The organism is Bradyrhizobium sp. USDA 3262 (assembly GCF_054060035.1).
Window position 1 is genome coordinate 951621 of record NZ_JBSSCT010000001.1, and the last position, 16562, is coordinate 968182.

General features: G+C 64.8%; 15 protein-coding genes. 11 read left to right on the forward strand and 4 right to left on the reverse strand.

Annotated features, from left to right (window positions below):
* Nucleotides 1-2: 2 nt before the first annotated feature.
* From nusA to ACVWYP_RS04475, 10 genes are all read left to right on the forward strand, one after another.
* Nucleotides 3-1619, forward strand: coding sequence for a transcription termination factor NusA (gene nusA / locus ACVWYP_RS04430; protein WP_212057943.1), 1617 nt, complete (start codon nt 3-5; stop codon nt 1617-1619).
* A gap of 15 nt (nt 1620-1634) precedes the next feature.
* A complete protein-coding gene (locus ACVWYP_RS04435; protein ID WP_028343911.1) occupies nt 1635-2321 on the forward strand; it encodes an RNA-binding protein in 687 nt (228 codons plus the stop codon).
* A gap of 107 nt (nt 2322-2428) precedes the next feature.
* Entirely contained in the window at nt 2429-5137 is a 2709-nt protein-coding gene (gene infB, locus ACVWYP_RS04440; RefSeq protein WP_304497884.1) for a translation initiation factor IF-2, read from the forward strand.
* A gap of 157 nt (nt 5138-5294) precedes the next feature.
* Entirely contained in the window at nt 5295-5705 is a 411-nt protein-coding gene (gene rbfA, locus ACVWYP_RS04445) for a 30S ribosome-binding factor RbfA (protein ID WP_028343913.1), read from the forward strand.
* Nucleotides 5705-6814, forward strand: coding sequence for a tRNA pseudouridine(55) synthase TruB (gene truB / locus ACVWYP_RS04450; RefSeq protein WP_304500434.1), 1110 nt, complete (start codon nt 5705-5707; stop codon nt 6812-6814). Before rbfA ends, truB begins: the two co-directional genes overlap by 1 nt.
* Nucleotides 6815-6816: 2 nt before the next feature.
* Nucleotides 6817-7086, forward strand: coding sequence for a 30S ribosomal protein S15 (gene rpsO / locus ACVWYP_RS04455; RefSeq protein ID WP_016844725.1), 270 nt, complete (start codon nt 6817-6819; stop codon nt 7084-7086).
* A gap of 314 nt (nt 7087-7400) precedes the next feature.
* Nucleotides 7401-9557 (forward strand): polyribonucleotide nucleotidyltransferase, encoded by a 2157-nt coding sequence (gene pnp, locus ACVWYP_RS04460; protein ID WP_304497885.1) that lies wholly within the window; start codon nt 7401-7403, stop codon nt 9555-9557.
* A gap of 204 nt (nt 9558-9761) precedes the next feature.
* On the forward strand, nt 9762-10496 hold the full coding sequence (locus tag ACVWYP_RS04465; RefSeq protein WP_028343917.1) for a superoxide dismutase: 735 nt from the start codon (nt 9762-9764) through the stop codon (nt 10494-10496).
* Nucleotides 10497-10623: 127 nt separating this feature from the next.
* Nucleotides 10624-11100 carry a GNAT family N-acetyltransferase gene (locus ACVWYP_RS04470; protein WP_304497886.1) on the forward strand — a complete coding sequence of 159 codons (477 nt, stop codon included), beginning with the start codon at nt 10624-10626 and terminating at the stop codon, nt 11098-11100.
* On the forward strand, nt 11097-11693 hold the full coding sequence (locus ACVWYP_RS04475) for a glutathione S-transferase family protein (protein WP_304497887.1): 597 nt from the start codon (nt 11097-11099) through the stop codon (nt 11691-11693). The genes ACVWYP_RS04470 and ACVWYP_RS04475 overlap by 4 nt, the downstream gene beginning before the upstream one ends.
* Nucleotides 11694-11964: 271 nt before the next feature.
* On the opposite strand, the gene fabV is transcribed toward ACVWYP_RS04475, so the two are convergent.
* The 3 genes from fabV to fabA all read right to left on the reverse strand — a co-directional run bounded on the left by fabV (nt 11965) and on the right by fabA (nt 15004).
* The gene (fabV, locus tag ACVWYP_RS04480; protein WP_038382609.1) at nt 11965-13137 is read right to left on the reverse strand and encodes an enoyl-ACP reductase FabV; all 1173 of its coding nucleotides are present in this window, start codon (nt 13135-13137) and stop codon (nt 11965-11967) included.
* A gap of 78 nt (nt 13138-13215) precedes the next feature.
* The gene (fabB, locus tag ACVWYP_RS04485; protein ID WP_028343921.1) at nt 13216-14439 is read right to left on the reverse strand and encodes a beta-ketoacyl-ACP synthase I; all 1224 of its coding nucleotides are present in this window, start codon (nt 14437-14439) and stop codon (nt 13216-13218) included.
* 43 nt (nt 14440-14482) lie between these two features.
* Nucleotides 14483-15004 (reverse strand): 3-hydroxyacyl-[acyl-carrier-protein] dehydratase FabA, encoded by a 522-nt coding sequence (gene fabA, locus ACVWYP_RS04490; RefSeq protein WP_304497888.1) that lies wholly within the window; start codon nt 15002-15004, stop codon nt 14483-14485.
* A gap of 328 nt (nt 15005-15332) precedes the next feature.
* Between fabA and irrA the strand changes: the two genes are divergently transcribed.
* Nucleotides 15333-15824, forward strand: coding sequence for an iron response transcriptional regulator IrrA (irrA, locus tag ACVWYP_RS04495; protein ID WP_026192029.1), 492 nt, complete (start codon nt 15333-15335; stop codon nt 15822-15824).
* Nucleotides 15825-15953: 129 nt separating this feature from the next.
* Here the strand turns inward: irrA and ACVWYP_RS04500 are convergent, their stop codons facing one another.
* Entirely contained in the window at nt 15954-16481 is a 528-nt protein-coding gene (locus ACVWYP_RS04500) for an SH3 domain-containing protein (RefSeq protein ID WP_028343923.1), read from the reverse strand.
* Between the last annotated feature and the right edge of the window lie 81 nt (nt 16482-16562).

A 16562-nucleotide genomic window follows, 5' to 3' on the forward strand; every position in this document is an offset into this window, starting at 1 on the left:
CCATGGCAGTCAGCGCCAACAAACTCGAACTGCTGCAGATCGCAGACGCAGTTGCGCGCGAAAAGTCGATCGACCGCTCCATCGTGATCGCGGCGATGGAAGACGCCATCGCCAAGGCCGCGCGTGCCCGCTACGGCAGCGAGACCGACGTCCATGCCGAGATCGATGCCAAGAAGGGCGAGCTGCGGCTGACCCGCCACATGCTGGTGGTCGACGTCGTCGAGAACTCGTCGAACCAGATTTCGCTGCACGACGCGCAGCGCGCCAATCCGGGCGCCCAGGTCGGCGACACCATCGCCGACACGCTGCCGCCGCTGGAATATGGCCGCATCGCCGCGCAGTCGGCCAAGCAGGTGATCGTGCAGAAGGTGCGCGAGGCCGAGCGCGACCGGCAGTACCAGGAATTCAAGGACCGCATCGGCGACATCGTCAACGGCATCGTCAAGCGCGTCGAATATGGCAGCGTGATCGTCGACCTCGGCCGCGGCGAAGCGATCGTGCGCCGCGACGAGATGCTGCCGCGCGAAGTGTTCCGCAACGGCGACCGCGTCCGCGCCTATATCTTCGACGTCCGCCGCGAGACCCGCGGTCCGCAGATCTTCCTGTCGCGCACCCATCCGCAGTTCATGGCGAAGCTGTTCGCGCAGGAAGTGCCGGAGATCTACGACGGCATCGTCGAGATCAAGGCGGTCGCCCGCGATCCGGGCTCGCGCGCCAAGATCGGCGTGATCTCGCGCGATTCCTCGGTCGACCCGGTCGGCGCCTGCGTCGGCATGCGCGGCTCGCGCGTGCAGGCCGTGGTGAATGAGCTGCAGGGCGAGAAGATCGACATCATCCCGTGGTCGCCCGACATCGCGACCTTCGTCGTCAACGCGCTGGCGCCGGCCGAAGTCGCCAAGGTCGTGATCGACGAGGACCGCGAGCGCATCGAGGTCGTGGTTCCCGACACCAACAACCAGCTGTCGCTGGCGATCGGCCGCCGCGGCCAGAACGTCCGCCTCGCCTCGCAGCTGACCGGCTGGGACATCGACATCCTGACCGAGCAGGAAGAGTCGGAGCGCCGCCAGGCCGACTTCGAGAACTCGACCCGCGTGTTCATGGAAGCGCTCAATGTCGACGAGGTGGTCGGCCAGCTGCTCGCCTCCGAAGGCTTCACCTCGGTCGAGGAACTCGCGCTGGTCGACGTCAAGGAACTCGCCGGCATCGAGGGTTTCGACGAGGAGACCGCCAACGAGCTGCAGACCCGCGCCCGCGAGTATCTGGAACAGCTCGAGGCGGAACTGGAAGCCAAGCGCAAGGAACTCGGCGTCGAGGACGCCATGAAGGACGTGCCCGGCATCACCGGCAAGATGCTGGTCAAGCTCGGCGAGAACGAGGTCAAGACGGTCGAGGATCTCGCCGGCTGCGCCACCGACGATCTGGTCGGCTGGACGGAGCGCAAGGAAGGCGGCGAGCCGACCAAGCATGCCGGGTTCCTCGACGGCATCGAGATTTCGCGCGACGAGGCCGAGGCCATGATCATGCAGGCCCGTCTGAAGGCCGGCTGGATCACCGAGGCCGACCTCGCCAAGCCTGCCGAGGAGGCCGAGGCCGCCGAAGCAGAAACGACGGCTTCGTAAGGAGATGCCCGACGGATGCTGGCTCAGGCTGACCCCGATCTCGACGATGGACCGCGGACGCAGAAGTCCGCGACCACGCGGATGTGCGCGGTCAGCCGCGAGGTGCGTCCGATCGACGAGCTGATCCGGTTCGTCATTGCGCCCACGGGCGAGGTGATCCCGGATCTCAAGCGCAAGCTGCCCGGCCGCGGATTATGGGTTTCCGCATCGCGGCGCAGCGTTGCGGAAGCGGTCCGCCGTCACCAATTTAGCAAGGGATTCAAGCGCGACGTCCGCGTCGCGCCGACCCTCCCCACCGACACCGACACCCTCCTGGTGCGCAGCGTCACCGAGGCCCTGGCAATGGCCGCCAAGGCCGGTCAGGTCGTTTCGGGCTTCGGCAAGGTCGAGGACGCACTCAACCGGAACGAAACTGCAGCCCTGATCCACGCTTCCGACGGCGCAGCGGACGGAATCCGCAAATTGGACGCGATCGTCAGGCAAAGGGGCGAAAAACGTGGTGAATCGCCGGTAATCCCCGTCGTCAATGTTTTGACGTCGGAAGAATTGGATTTGGCACTTGGGCGGTCAAATGTGATACATGCTGCGCTGCTCGCGGGCCCAGCGAGCAAGACGTTCCTGTCGCGCTGCCAGATGCTGGTCCGATACCGGATGGCCGACGACGACAAGACCGCCGAAGCGGCCAGAAATTCCAGAGCGTGATCCGGGAAGGCGGACGCCGTCTTTCCGACCGGTCATGCTCAGCAAACGACGACACGTTGAAGGATTTGTGCGGCAAACGCACAGCGAAACGAGATTAGGACTGCTGAATGGTTGATACCAAGACCCCTGGCGACAAGACTTTGAGTGTCCCGAGCAAGACGTTGTCGCTGAAGCCGCGCGTCGAGACGGGCACCGTGCGCCAGAGCTTCAGCCACGGCCGGACCAAGCAGGTCGTGGTCGAGAAGCGCGGCAAGCGCCGCGTCGGTGGCGATGGCCCCGGCGAGGCGCATGCGCCGGAACCCGTGGTTGCAAAGCCGGCGGCGCCCGCCGCCAAGCCGCCGCTCGGCCGCCCCTCGGGCCCGCCTCCGGGCCAGCAACAGCGTAACACCCGCTCCGGCGTGGTGCTGCCGACGCTGACCGAGGATGAGCGTTCCGCGCGTGCCAGTGCGCTGGCCGACGCCCGTCAGCGCGATATCGAGGAACGCCGCCAGGCCGAAGAGGAAGCCAAGCGCCGCGCCGTCCGCGAGGCTGCCGAGAAGGCAGAGCGCGAGGCCGCCGAGGCCCGCCGCAAGGCGGAAGAGGAACGCCATCGCCACGAGGAAGAGGCCAAGCGCAAGGCCGAGGTCGAGGCCAAGCGCCGTTTTGGCGAAGGCGAGGCCAAGCCCGGTGCGGCGCCTGTCGCTGCTCCCGCCAAGCCTGCCGGAGCCGCACCTGCGTCTGCTCCGGCCGCCCGTGCGCCCGGCGGAGCCCGCCCGACAACGACCACGACGCCTGCTGCGCGCACGCCGGCTGCCCCGGGGCGGCCGCCGGCCGTTGCCGCCGAGGCGGACGAGGACGAAGGTCCGCGCCTGGTGCGCCGCCCCGGCGGCGCCGTGCGTCCCGTCGCGGCCCCGAAGACCACTCACAAGCCCGGTCCGCAGAAGCAGCGCGGACGCCTGACCGTCGTCACCGCGCTCAACGCCGATGACGTGCGCGAGCGCTCGATCGCCTCGTTCCGCCGCCGTACCCAGCGCCTGAAGGGTCACGCCGCAAACGAGCAGAAGGAAAAGCTGATCCGCGAAGTCGTCATTCCGGAAGCGATCGCGATCCAGGAACTCGCGAACCGGATGTCGGAGCGCGCGGTCGACGTCATCCGCATGCTGATGAAGCAGGGCGCGATGCACAAGATCACCGACGTGATCGATGCCGACACCGCACAGCTGATCGCCGAAGAACTCGGCCACACCGTCAAGCGCGTCGCCGCGTCCGACGTGGAAGAAGGCCTGTTCGACGTCGTCGACGATTCCACCGACACCGAGCCGCGTTCGCCCGTGGTCACCGTCATGGGCCATGTCGACCACGGCAAGACCTCGCTGCTCGACGCGCTGCGCCATGCCAACGTGGTGTCGGGCGAAGCCGGCGGCATCACCCAGCATATCGGCGCCTATCAGGTGCTGTCGCCCGAGAGCGGCACCAAGATCACCTTCATCGACACGCCCGGCCACGCCGCGTTCACCGCGATGCGCGCCCGCGGCGCCAAGGTCACCGACATCGTCGTGCTGGTGGTCGCGGCCGACGACGGCGTGATGCCGCAGACGATCGAAGCGATCAACCACGCCAAGGCGGCCAAGGTGCCGATGATCGTGGCGATCAACAAGATCGATAAGCCCGACGCGCGCCCCGAGCGCGTGCGCACCGAATTGCTCCAGCACGAGGTGCAGGTCGAATCGCTCGGCGGCGACGTCGTCGACGTCGAGGTCTCGGCCAAGAACAAGACCAATCTCGACCGGCTGCTCGAGATGATCGCGCTGCAGGCCGAAATCCTCGACCTGAAGACCAATTCGCAGCGTCCGGCGGAAGGCACCGTGATCGAAGCCAAGCTCGATCGCGGCCGTGGTCCAGTCGCGACCGTGCTGGTGCAGCGCGGCACGCTGCGCATCGGCGACATCATCGTGGCCGGCGCCGAAATGGGCCGTGTCCGCGCCTTGATCTCCGACCAGGGCGAGAATCTCGAAGAGGCCGGTCCGTCCGTGCCGGTCGAGGTGCTCGGCTTCAACGGTCCGCCGGAAGCCGGCGACCGTCTCGCCGTTGTCGAGAACGAAGCCCGCGCCCGCCAGGTCACGAGCTACCGCGCGCACCAGAAGCGCGAGAACGCGGCTGCCTCGATTTCCGGCATGCGCGGCTCGCTCGAGCAGATGATGTCGCAGCTGAAGACCGCGGGCCGCAAGGAGTTCCCGCTGATCGTCAAGGCCGACGTGCAGGGCTCACTGGAAGCGATCCTGGGCTCGCTCGAGAAGCTCGGCACCGACGAGGTCGCCGCCCGCATCCTGCATGCTGGCGTCGGCGGCATCTCGGAATCCGACGTCACGCTCGCGGAAGGCTTCAACGCCGCGATCATCGGCTTCTCGGTCCGAGCCAACAAGGAAGCGGCGGCCGCGGCCAAGCGCAACGGCATCGAGATCCGCTACTACAACATCATCTACGACCTCGTGGATGACATCAAAAAGGCGATGTCCGGCCTGCTCGCGCCCACGCTGCGCGAAACCATGCTGGGCAACGCGCAGATCCTGGAAGTGTTCAACATTTCCAAGGTCGGCAAGGTCGCGGGTTGCCGCGTCACCGACGGCACCGTGGAACGCGGCGCCAATGTTCGCCTGATCCGCGACAACGTGGTGGTGCACGAAGGCAAGCTGTCGACGCTGAAGCGCTTCAAGGATGAAGTGAAGGAAGTGGTCGCCGGCCAGGAGTGTGGCATGGCGTTCGAGAACTACGGCGACATGCGCGTCGGCGACGTGATCGAGTGTTACCGCATCGAGACGATCCAGCGCTCTCTGTAAGTCCAAATCTTACGAAGCGTTGGGTCCATTTAACTGAAAATGCGACTGCGTGGCCGGACTTTGGTCCGGCCACCAGCGCATTGTCTGATTGAAAGCAAAGCTAGACATTGATGCCCGCGGCCAAGGCCTGCGGGCGTGACGGTTTTGGAAGAAGGTCATGCCCCGTCAAAAGAAGAGTTCCAGCCCCGGCGGATCGCAACGTCAGCTGCGCGTCGGCGAAACGGTTCGCCATGCAGTTGCCGAGATTCTGTCACAGGGTGAGGTCCACGATCCCGATCTGGAAGGCCACATCATCACCGTTCCCGAGGTGCGTATGTCGCCGGACCTGAAGCTCGCGACGATCTATGTGATGCCGCTCGGCGGCCGCGACACCGACACGGTGATATCAGCGCTCGAGCGCAACAAGAAGTTCCTTCGCGGCGAGATCGCGCATCGCGTCAACCTGAAATTTGCACCCGACATTCGCTTCCGCGTCGACGAGCGGTTCGACGAGGCGGAGCGCATCGAGAAACTACTGCGGACACCTGCGGTGCAGCGAGACCTTGCACCCGATTCGGACGACGAGTGATGACTGTGATGACGACCAACGGCGTTATCGACGCGAAGGATGCCGACGCGCGCGACGCTGAGCGGGATGCTTTTGCCGGCCAGCGCAGCGACGATGCGCGCCGCACCAACAACGACCCGCGCCAGAAGCAGGGCAGGCAGAACCAGCAGCCGCGCCGCGACAAGCGCGACGTCCATGGCTGGGTGGTGCTCGACAAGCCGATCGGCATGACCTCGACGCAGGCGGTCGCGGTGCTCAAGCGCCTGTTCCAGGCCAAGCGCGCCGGCCATGCCGGCACGCTCGATCCGCTCGCCTCCGGCGGCTTGCCGATCGCGCTGGGCGAGGCCACCAAGACGGTGCCGTTCGTGATGGACGGCCGCAAGCGCTACCGCTTCACGGTGTGCTGGGGCGAGGAGCGCGACACCGACGACACCGAGGGGCGGCCGGTCAGGACCAGCGAGAGCCGGCCGACCGCGGATTCGATCCGGGAACTTTTGCCGCGCTTCACCGGGGTGATCGAGCAGATCCCGCCGCAATATTCGGCGATCAAGGTGCAGGGCGAGCGCGCCTATGACCTGGCGCGCGACGGCGAGACCGTGGAACTGAAGCCCCGCCCGGTCGAGATCCACGAATTAACCCTTGTGGAACATGGAGATAACGGCCAATCCGTGTTCGAGGCCGAGTGCGGCAAGGGAACCTATGTCCGGGCGCTGGCCCGCGATATGGGCCGGATTCTGGGCTGTTTCGGCCATATCTGCGCCCTGCGGCGGACCCTTGTCGGTCCGTTTACCGAACGGGACATGATTCCGCTGGAACAGTTGGAGGCTTTATGCAATAGAGCCGCGTCTGGCGAGGGCAGCCTCGCCGACGCGCTTTTGCCCGTTGAGACCGCGCTGGACGACATCCCGGCACTGGCCGTCACACGGGCTGATGCGGCAAGGCTCCACAGGGGCCAGGCCGTTTTGTTGCGCGGACGGGATGCGCCCAATACCAGCGGCACAGTCTATGTCACGGTGGCAGGCCGGCTTCTCGCGCTTGCCGAGATTGGCAATGGCGAACTCATCCCCAAGCGCGTGTTCAACCTGAACGGACTGACTGCCGGTCCGGCTCGCAACAATGAAAGTAACTGACGATGTCGATTACCGCCGAACGCAAAGCGGAAGTCATCAAGACGAATGCCAACAAAGCCGGCGACACCGGCTCGCCCGAGGTTCAGGTCGCGATCCTGTCGGAACGCATCAATAACCTCACCGAGCACTTCAAGAGCCATGTGAAGGACAACCATTCCCGCCGCGGCCTCCTGAAGCTCGTGTCGACGCGTCGCTCCCTGCTTGACTACATCAAGCGCAAGGACGAGGCGCGCTACAAGGCGCTGCTCGAAAAGCACAACATCCGTCGTTGATTTGAGAAGCACGCGCGCGAGGGTTCGCGCGCGTTTCCGCATGGTCGTCCGCGAACTCGGACTTTCGAATTGCCGAAAGATGATCATGCGCAGCATGGCAATAGTGCCATGCCAACTAGCGTCCAGCAGCAATCCGGCCGCTGGACCGGGCAAGATGCCCAGATGACCGAAAGGATGGACGCCATCCGAAATCCAGGGACCATGGCAGGATCGCCGGATACTGATCGCAACCGCGTGTCAGTGTCTCGCCGTCTTGGCATGGTCTTTGTGTTTCAGGGCGCCATGCTTTGGTGAAACCATGAAAGAAGACCGAAATGTTCAATACGCATTCCGTCGAGATCGACTGGGGTGGACGTCCCCTCAAACTTGAAACCGGCAAGATCGCCCGCCAGGCCGACGGCGCCGTGATGGCGACCTACGGCGAGACCGTGGTGTTTGCCACCGTCGTCGCGGCGAAGGCACCGCGCGAAGGCGTCGACTTCCTGCCGCTCACGGTCGACTACCAGGAGAAGACCTACGCTGCCGGCCGCATTCCCGGCGGCTATTTCAAGCGCGAAGGCCGTCCGACCGAGAAGGAGACGCTGGTCTCCCGCCTGATCGACCGCCCGATCCGTCCGCTGTTCGTCGACGGCTGGCGCAACGAGACCCAGGTGATCGTCACCGTCCTGTCGCACGACATGGAGAACGATCCGGACATCGTCTCGCTGGTCGCCGCCTCCGCCGCCCTGACCCTGTCGGGCGCGCCGTTCAAGGGCCCGATCGGCGCTGCGCGCGTCGGCTTTGCCAATGACGAATACGTGCTCAACCCGACGCTCGACGAGATGACCGAGACCCAGCTCGATCTCGTCGTCGCCGGCACCGCCGACGCCGTGCTGATGGTGGAATCGGAAGCCAAGGAGCTCAACGAAGACGTGATGCTCGGCGCGGTCATGTTCGGCCACCGCCACTTCCAGCCCGTCATCAACGCGATCATCGAGCTCGCCGAGAAGGCGGCCAAGGAGCCGCGCGAAGTCACCACGATCGACAATTCGGAGATCGAGAAGGAGATGCTCGGCATCGCCGAGCAGGAGCTCCGCAATGCCTACGCGATCCCGGTCAAGCAGGAACGCTATGCCGCGGTCGGCGCCGTCAAGGAGAAGGTGCTCGCGCACTTCTTCCCGGAAGGTCAGGAGCCGAAATACGACAAGCTCCGCGTCGCCGGCGTGTTCAAGGAACTGGAAGCCAAGATCGTTCGCTGGAACATCCTCGACACCGGCAAGCGCATCGACGGCCGCGACGCCAAGACCGTGCGCAACATCATCGCCGAAGCCGGCGTGCTGCCGCGCGCCCACGGCTCGGCGCTGTTCACCCGCGGTGAAACCCAGGCGATGGTCGTGACCACGCTCGGCACCGGCGAGGACGAGCAGTACATCGATGCACTGTCGGGGACCTACAAGGAAACGTTCCTGCTGCACTACAACTTCCCGCCCTACTCGGTCGGCGAGACCGGCCGCCTCGGCGGCACCAAGCGTCGCGAGATCGGCCACGGCAAGCTCGCCTGGCGCGCGATCCACCCGGTGCTGCCGCCGCACCACGAGTTCCCGTACACGATCCGCGTGGTCTCCGAGATCACCGAGTCGAACGGCTCGTCCTCGATGGCTTCGGTCTGCGGTGCCTCGCTGTCGCTGATGGACGCCGGCGTGCCGCTGAAGCGGCCGACCGCCGGTATCGCCATGGGCCTGATCCTCGAAGGTCAGCGCTTCGCGGTGCTGTCGGACATCCTCGGTGACGAGGATCATCTCGGCGACATGGACTTCAAGGTCGCCGGCACCGACCAGGGCATCACCTCGCTCCAGATGGACATCAAGATCGAGGGCATCACCGAGGAGATCATGAAGGTTGCGCTTGGCCAGGCCAAGGAAGGGCGCATCCACATCCTCGGCGAGATGGCCAAGGCGCTGACCGCGGCGCGCGCCGAGCTCGGCGAATACGCACCGCGCATCGAGACCTTCAAGATCGCCACCGACAAGATCCGCGAAGTGATCGGCACCGGCGGCAAGGTGATCCGCGAGATCGTCGAGAAGACCGGCGCCAAGGTCAACATCGAGGACGACGGCACCGTGAAGGTCGCCTCCAACGATGGCGAGGCGATGAAGGCTGCGATCAAGTGGATCAAGTCGATCGCCTCCGATCCGGAGGTCGGCCAGATCTACGAGGGCACCGTCGTCAAGGTGATGGAGTTCGGCGCGTTCGTGAACTTCTTCGGCGCCAAGGACGGCCTCGTCCACATCAGCCAGCTCGCGGCCAACCGCGTGCAGAAGACCTCCGACGTCGTCAAGGAAGGCGACAAGGTCAAGGTCAAGCTGCTCGGCTTCGACGATCGCGGCAAGACCCGCCTGTCGATGAAGGCCGTCGACCAGACGACCGGCGAGGACCTCGAGGCCACGCAGAAGACCGAGGCTGCGGCGCCGCGCGAAGCTGCCGGCGAGTAAGCCCAGGCCAATCGACTGGCAAATCGACTGTTACGAAAAGGGCGGCCCTCGGGCCGCCCTTTTTGGTTTGCCGAGGTCGGCCGCAAATCAATCTCCGCTGATCGGCATGCGCGGTTTTGACCCGGCATTGTGATCGGGATTCGTTGGAACCCGTTCACAACTCGGGCCTAACATCAGGATGCTTTCCCAGCACGGAGAACCACGATGTCCTCGATGTCCCGACGCCATTTGATGATCGCAGCAGGCGGCATCGCTGCAGCCGCCGCCTCGTCGCGCGCTGCGTTCGCGCAGGCCACGACGCAGGCCCCGGCCGGACCATTCAAGATCGATCCGCTGACCTATCCCACCAATGCGCTGGAGCCGCATATCGATGCCAAGACGATGGAAATCCATCACGACCGGCATCATCAGGCCTATGTCACCAACCTCAACAATTTCGCGAAGGACAATCCGCAGATCGCCGAGAAGCCGGTCGTCGAGGTGCTCGCCAATCTCGGCAGCGTGCCGGACGCGATCCGCACCGGCGTGCGCAACAACATGGGCGGCCACGCCAACCACACCATGTTCTGGCAGATCATGGGACCGAACGGCGGCAAGGCGGATGGCGAGGTGCTCGCCGCGATCGATCGCGACCTCGGCGGCATGGAGAAATTCCAGACCGATTTCAACGCCGCCGGCGGGCGCGTGTTTGGCTCCGGCTGGGTGTTCGTCACCGTCACCAAGGATGGCAATCTCGCGATCGAGACGCGGCCGAACCAGGACAATCCGATCATGGACGGCAAGCGCGCGCTGCTCGGCAACGATGTCTGGGAGCACGCCTATTATCTGACCTACCAGAACCGCCGCCCCGACTATCTCAAGGCGTGGTGGAATACGGTGAACTGGAAGGCCGTGGCCGAGCGCTATGCGGCGGCGAAGGCCGGCACGCTCGGCGTGTGAGCCGCCGGGCTCGCCGGTCGCGAGGAACTGCGTTACCTTCGAAAGCTCCGCGATCGCTTCGCGGGGCTTTCACCTTTATGTATCCACAGCGTCGCACCGCCGGTGTCGAACGCCGTGAGGATCGACGATGACGCCGCCGACCATCCGCCCTGCACGTTCCGACGAACATGACGCGATCGCGCGCGCCTGGATGGCGAGCTGGGCCTCGACCGGGCTCTCGCAAGCCAGCGACAGTTTGTTGAACGATCTGCGCGCCCGTCTGCCGCGCGAGATCGCCGGCGGCTGGACCCTGTTCGTCGCCGACGATCGCGGCAGCATCGCCGCCATGCTGGCGCTGCACCTGCCGACCTCGCTGCTCGACCAGCTGATGGTCGTGCCCGCCTATCAGGGCATGAGCCTGGGACGTCAGCTGCTCGCCTTCGCCCGCCGGCAGATGCCCGACGAGATCCGGCTGAAATGCGTCCGCGAGAATGAGAAGGCCTGGCGCTGGTACGAGCGCGAAGGCTTTGTGTTCGAGAAGGAAGCGCCCAATCCGGTCACCGGCTTCACGATGAAGCACTATCGGTGGACGAGAACAAACCGCACATCGGAGGCTAAGCCATGATCAAGCTGTACTGGTCGCCGCGCTCGCGCTCGTTCTCCGCCATCTGGCTGCTGGAGGAAACCGGCCTGCCATACGAACGGGTGCTGACCGACATCAGCACCGGCGCGCAGAAATCGCCGGATTTCCTCAAGATCAACCCGATGGGCAAGGTGCCGGCGTTGACCGACGGCGACGCGCAGCTCGCCGAGGCCGCCGCGATCTGCGCCTATATCGCCGACCGCTATCCCGAAACCAAACTCGCGCCGGCAGCGACGGACCCGAAGCGGGCGCGCTATCTGCAGTGGCTGTTCTTCTCGCCGAGCTGCATCGAGCCGGCGCTGATCCAGCTCTTCACCAAGCTCGAGGTGCCGACCAGCACCGCTGCATGGGGCAGCGCCGCGCAGGTGTTCGACGTGCTCGACGCCGAGCTGCAGAAGGGGCCGTGGATCCTCGGCGATCAATTCTCCGCCGCCGACATCGCGATCGGCGCGGGACTGAACTTTGCGGTGCGCGTCTTCAAGATGGTGCCGTCGCGGCCGTCGTTCGAGGCCTATATCGGCCGCTGCGTGGCGCGGCCCGCGTTCCAGCGCGCAGAGAAGATCGCGGCGGGGTAAGCATCGGATCTTGTAGCCCGGATGGAGCGAAGCGAAATCCGGGAAAAGTCTCTGATGTAGAAAGAGCTCTCCCGGATTGCGCTTCGCTTCATCCGGGCTACTAACCTCCCCTTGAAAAGGGGAGGTCGCTTTGCTCGCCAGAGCAAAGCGGGTGGGGATCAACTCTCTCCGCTAGCAGCATCGCCTGCGGCTGACCCCCATCCCGACCTTCCCCCTTTCAGGGGGAAGGAGAAGACCGGTCTGTAACCGCTCGCGATGTTTTTCGAACGGCTTAACCCGGGACGACGCGGGGATCGACGTCCTGCGTGTAGTCGACGCCGTCGATGCCGAAGCCGAACAGGCGGAGGAACTGGCTTTTGTACTCGCCGAGGTCCGCCAGTTCGCCGAGCGTCTCGGTGGTGAGCAGCGGCCAGCGCCGCGACACTTCCGTCTGCACTTCGGGCGAAAGCTCCCAGTCGTCGACCCTGACGCGCTGCGCGTCATCGAGCGCGACGCCCTTACCGAGCTTCGTCCGGAACAGGCGGTCGATCTGCTCGATGCAGCCTTCATGGAGACCGAGCTGCTTCATCACCTTGAACAGCACCGTGCCGTAGAGCGGCACCACCGGTATCGCCGAGCTCGCCTGGGTGACGACGGCCTTCAGCGCGACGACGCGCGCCGCGTCAGGTCCGAGCCGGCCGCGGATCGCTTCCGCCTTGCTGTCGAGATCGACCTTGGCGCGGCCGAGCGTGCCGTTCCAGTAGATCGGCCAGGTCAGCTCGCTGCCGATATAGGTGTAGTTGAGCGTCTGGAAGCCCGGCGCCAAAACGCCGGCATCCGCGAGTTGATCGATCCAGCGCTTCCAGTCGTCGCCGCCCATCACCGCGACGGTCGCCGCGGTTTGCTCCTCGCTCGCCGGCTCGAGCGTCGTCTGGAACACCTCACCGGTCTCGGTGTCGAGCGTCTTGATCTCGACGGGGGCGCCCAGCGGCTTGATCACCGAACGATAGGTCTTGCCGGTGTCGGGATCAGTCCGGACCGGCGCCGCCATGCTGTAGACCAGCAGGTCGAGCTGTCCGAATTTCTCACGCACCCGCTCGATGAAGGTCGCCTTCAGCTCGTCGGAGAAGGCGTCGCCTTCGAGCGTGAGCGGCGAGCGTCCGATCTTCTGGGCTTCGATCTCGAAGGCACGGTTGTTGTACCAGCCGGCGCTGGCGCTTCTCTTTTCCGACGGCTCGCGCTCCAGCGACACGCCGATGGTGTCAGCGCCGCCGGCGAAGGTCGCGACGATGCGGCTCGCGAGGCCATACCCAGTCGAGCAGCCCAGCACGGCAACCCGCTTCGGGCAGTCGGCGACCGGGCCCTGCTTCAGAACATAGGCGATCTGTTCGCGGACATTCGTGGCGCAGCCGACGGGATGTGCCGTCGTGCAGATGAAGCCTCGCACGCGCGGTTCAATAATCATTCCCACCCCATTCCGGATCGTTGCACTGTTCCCATTCGCTGCCCGCGGACCTCCCTCAGCAAGCGAGGAGAGGCGAAATCACGCGTCAAGCCGCCTGAACACCAGCGTGGCGTTGGTACCGCCGAAGCCGAACGAGTTCGACAGCACGGTGTTGAGCTTGACGTTGTCGATGCGCTTGCGCACGATCGGCATGTCGGCAAACACCGGATCGAGTTCGGTGATATGCGCGCTCTCGCAGATGAAGCCGTTGTTCAGCATCAGCAGCGAATAGATCGCTTCCTGCACGCCGGTGGCGCCGAGCGAGTGGCCGGTCAGCGCCTTGGTGGCCGAGATCGGCGGGCACTTGTCGCCGGTGCCGAACACCTTGCGGATCGCCTCGATCTCCGGCGGATCGCCGGCGGGCGTCGAAGTGGCATGCGGATTGATGTAATCGACCGGCGTGTTCACCGTCGACATCGCCATGCGCATGCAGCGCTCGGCGCCCTCGCCCGACGGCGCCACCATGTCGTAGCCGTCGGAGGTCGCGCCGTAGCCGACGACCTCGGCATAGATCCTGGCGCCGCGCGCCTTGGCGTGCTCGAGCTCTTCCAGCACCACGACACCCGCGCCGCCAGCGATGACGAAGCCGTCGCGGTTGAGGTCGTAGGGACGCGAGGCGGTGGCCGGCGTGTCGTTGTATTTCGAGGACATCGCGCCCATGGCGTCGAACAGCACCGACAGCGTCCAGTCGAGCTCCTCGCAGCCGCCGGCGAAGATGATATCCTGTTTGCCGATCTGGATCGTCTCATAGGCGTTGCCGATGCAGTGGTTCGACGTCGCGCAGGCCGACGAGATCGAATAGTTCACGCCCTTGATCTTGAACCAGGTCGCGAGCGTCGCCGACGCGGTCGAGGACATGCCCTTCGGCACCGCGAACGGACCGACGCGCTTCGGGCCCTTGGCGCGCGCGATGTCGGCGGCCTCCACCAGCGTGCGCGTCGACGGTCCACCGGATCCCATGATGATGCCGGTGCGGATGTTGGAGACTTCATTCTCCTCGAGGCCGGAGTCGCGGATCGCCTGTTCCATCGCAACGTGATTCCACGCCGCACCTTCGGCAAGGAACCGCATCGCGCGGCGATCGATCACCTCGGCAGGATTGAGTGTCGGCGCACCGTGCACCTGCGAACGGAAGCCGAGTTCGGCGGCCTTCTCCGCGCGCGAAATGCCCGACTTCGCCTCGTAGAGGCTCGCAAGCACTTCCTGGGTGTTGTTACCGATGGACGAGACAATACCCATCCCCGTGATGACAACCCGCCTCATGTTCGCCTCGCCCTGCCTTTATGTTGCCGCATGATGATCCTGCTCAAGATGGCGCCGTGCCCTGCTTGAACAACCCGACCTTCAAGTCCTTGGCGCGATAGATAATCTCGTCGTCCATGGAAAGCCACCCATCGGCAATTCCAAGCACGAGCTTTGACCGCATCACGCGCTTGATATCGATGTTGTACACAACCTTGCGCGCGTGCGGCAGGACCTGTCCGGAGAACTTCAGCTCGCCGAGGCCGAGCGCGCGGCCACGACCTTCGCCGCCGATCCAGCCGAGGTAAAAGCCGACCATTTGCCACATGGCATCGAGGCCGAGGCAGCCCGGCATCACCGGATCGTTCTTGAAATGACAGCCGAAGAACCAGAGATCCGGTTTCACCTCGAGCTCGGCGCGCACCAGCCCCTTGCCGTACTCGCCGCCATTTTCCGAAATCTGGCTGATGCGATCGAACATCAGCATCGGCGGCAGCGGCAACTGGGCGTTGCCGGGACCGAAAAGCTCGCCCCGCCCGCAAGCCAGCAAATCCTCGTATTCGTAACCGCCGCGCCGATCCAGCATCCTCTTTCCACCTCTGATGTCCCGATGAAGCGCTTTGCTTGGTCGGACCTTGATCTACCCACGGGAACCGGAATAACCCGTCCCGCATCTTGGCGCTACCTGGGTACGCTACGGCCTGTTATCTCTGCCGAAAGCGCATATGTGGTCCGCGCGCTCTCTAACATACGGCTAACTGGGCGGCAAAGCGGCATTCCGATGATAAATGACCGCTTCTCCTTAGGTTTCTACCGCAGCTTGGATTCGTTCTAGTTGCGAAAAACTTGCATCTGATAGGCATCCTTTTTATATTTATGAGGAATATTGCCTGAGTTGGGTGCATAGAGTGGATATGAACGAGGAAGTACCGGCTGTGAACGATGATGCCGTGCACCCGGCTGCCCGGGGCGCTGGGCACCACCCTGCCCTGACCGGCTGTCCGTGGCATGACGTCAACGAAATGTTGCAGTCTGCCGGTCTGCGGCCGACCCGCCAGCGCATGGCGCTGGGCTGGCTGCTGTTCGGCAAGGGTGCCCGCCACCTGACCGCTGAAATGCTGTACGAGGAAGCCACGCTGGCCAAGGTTCCGGTGTCGCTGGCGACCGTTTACAACACCCTGAACCAGCTGACCGATGCCGGCCTGCTGCGCCAGGTCAGCGTCGACGGCACGAAAACCTATTTCGACACCAACGTGTCGACGCACCACCACTTCTATCTCGAGCACAACCACGAGCTGGTCGACATCCCCGACCCGAACCTCGTGCTGTCGAAAATGCCCGACGTGCCCGAAGGCTACGAGATCTCCCGCGTCGACATGGTCGTGCGGCTGCGCAAGAAGCGCTGAGTTCTGTCGTCCCTGCGAAAGCAGGGACCCATAACCACAAATCTTGGTTGCTGGCTAAAGGCGTCTCCTACCGCGCGCCAACGATAAATCACGCGGTATGGGTCCCTGCTTTCGCAGGGACGACAAACCTCAGTCCACCTTCTCGTCGGCGTAGACGCCCCAGAGGCGCTGCTGTTCGATCCAGCCGTCGAAGCCGTTACCGGTGACCCGGCACCAGTTGTTGGCGCATTTCTTCACCTGCGCGACGACGCCGGCCTGCAGGCGCGCCGCGACGGCGCTGGTGGCGTCGGGGCGATCGTAGAGCGAGGCCAGATCGTCCTTGTTCTTCATGGTGACGACGGCAGTGCGGCGGCCGGACAGCAGGGAATGATAGACCCAGCCTTCGGCGCCCTCGGAATCGCGCACCCGGCGCCAGTTCTCGAACTCGGCGGTGATTTCGACCGGCAGCCCCGACCGCGTGTAGACCCAGGCGACGTCATTGTCCTTGGTCGGGCCGGCCCGGACGTTCACGTGATCCGACTTCAGGCTGACATAGCGCGGGATCGGCAGGCCGCTGGTGGTTGGGCTCAAATCCTTGGCGGAATGTCCGGGCATGACCGACGCACTCAGCATGCTTCCGACCAGCGCCACCAATGAACTGAAACGCCAGAACGCCACCATCAACTCGTCTCCTGCCGAGATGCCTAACCCGCATCCGGCGCACTGCAACCCCAACCACGCCCGAAGGCCCCCTGCGCC

Coding starts and splice junctions, on each gene's coding strand:
- nusA (WP_212057943.1), top strand. CDS start 3: ATGGCAGTCAGCGCCAACAAACTCGAACTGCTGCAGATCGCAGACGCA.
- ACVWYP_RS04435 (WP_028343911.1), top strand. CDS start 1,635: ATGCTGGCTCAGGCTGACCCCGATCTCGACGATGGACCGCGGACGCAG.
- infB (WP_304497884.1), top strand. CDS start 2,429: ATGGTTGATACCAAGACCCCTGGCGACAAGACTTTGAGTGTCCCGAGC.
- rbfA (WP_028343913.1), top strand. CDS start 5,295: ATGCCCCGTCAAAAGAAGAGTTCCAGCCCCGGCGGATCGCAACGTCAG.
- truB (WP_304500434.1), top strand. CDS start 5,705: ATGACTGTGATGACGACCAACGGCGTTATCGACGCGAAGGATGCCGAC.
- rpsO (WP_016844725.1), top strand. CDS start 6,817: ATGTCGATTACCGCCGAACGCAAAGCGGAAGTCATCAAGACGAATGCC.
- pnp (WP_304497885.1), top strand. CDS start 7,401: ATGTTCAATACGCATTCCGTCGAGATCGACTGGGGTGGACGTCCCCTC.
- ACVWYP_RS04465 (WP_028343917.1), top strand. CDS start 9,762: ATGTCCTCGATGTCCCGACGCCATTTGATGATCGCAGCAGGCGGCATC.
- ACVWYP_RS04470 (WP_304497886.1), top strand. CDS start 10,624: ATGACGCCGCCGACCATCCGCCCTGCACGTTCCGACGAACATGACGCG.
- ACVWYP_RS04475 (WP_304497887.1), top strand. CDS start 11,097: ATGATCAAGCTGTACTGGTCGCCGCGCTCGCGCTCGTTCTCCGCCATC.
- fabV (WP_038382609.1), bottom strand. CDS start 13,137: ATGATTATTGAACCGCGCGTGCGAGGCTTCATCTGCACGACGGCACAT.
- fabB (WP_028343921.1), bottom strand. CDS start 14,439: ATGAGGCGGGTTGTCATCACGGGGATGGGTATTGTCTCGTCCATCGGT.
- fabA (WP_304497888.1), bottom strand. CDS start 15,004: ATGCTGGATCGGCGCGGCGGTTACGAATACGAGGATTTGCTGGCTTGC.
- irrA (WP_026192029.1), top strand. CDS start 15,333: ATGAACGAGGAAGTACCGGCTGTGAACGATGATGCCGTGCACCCGGCT.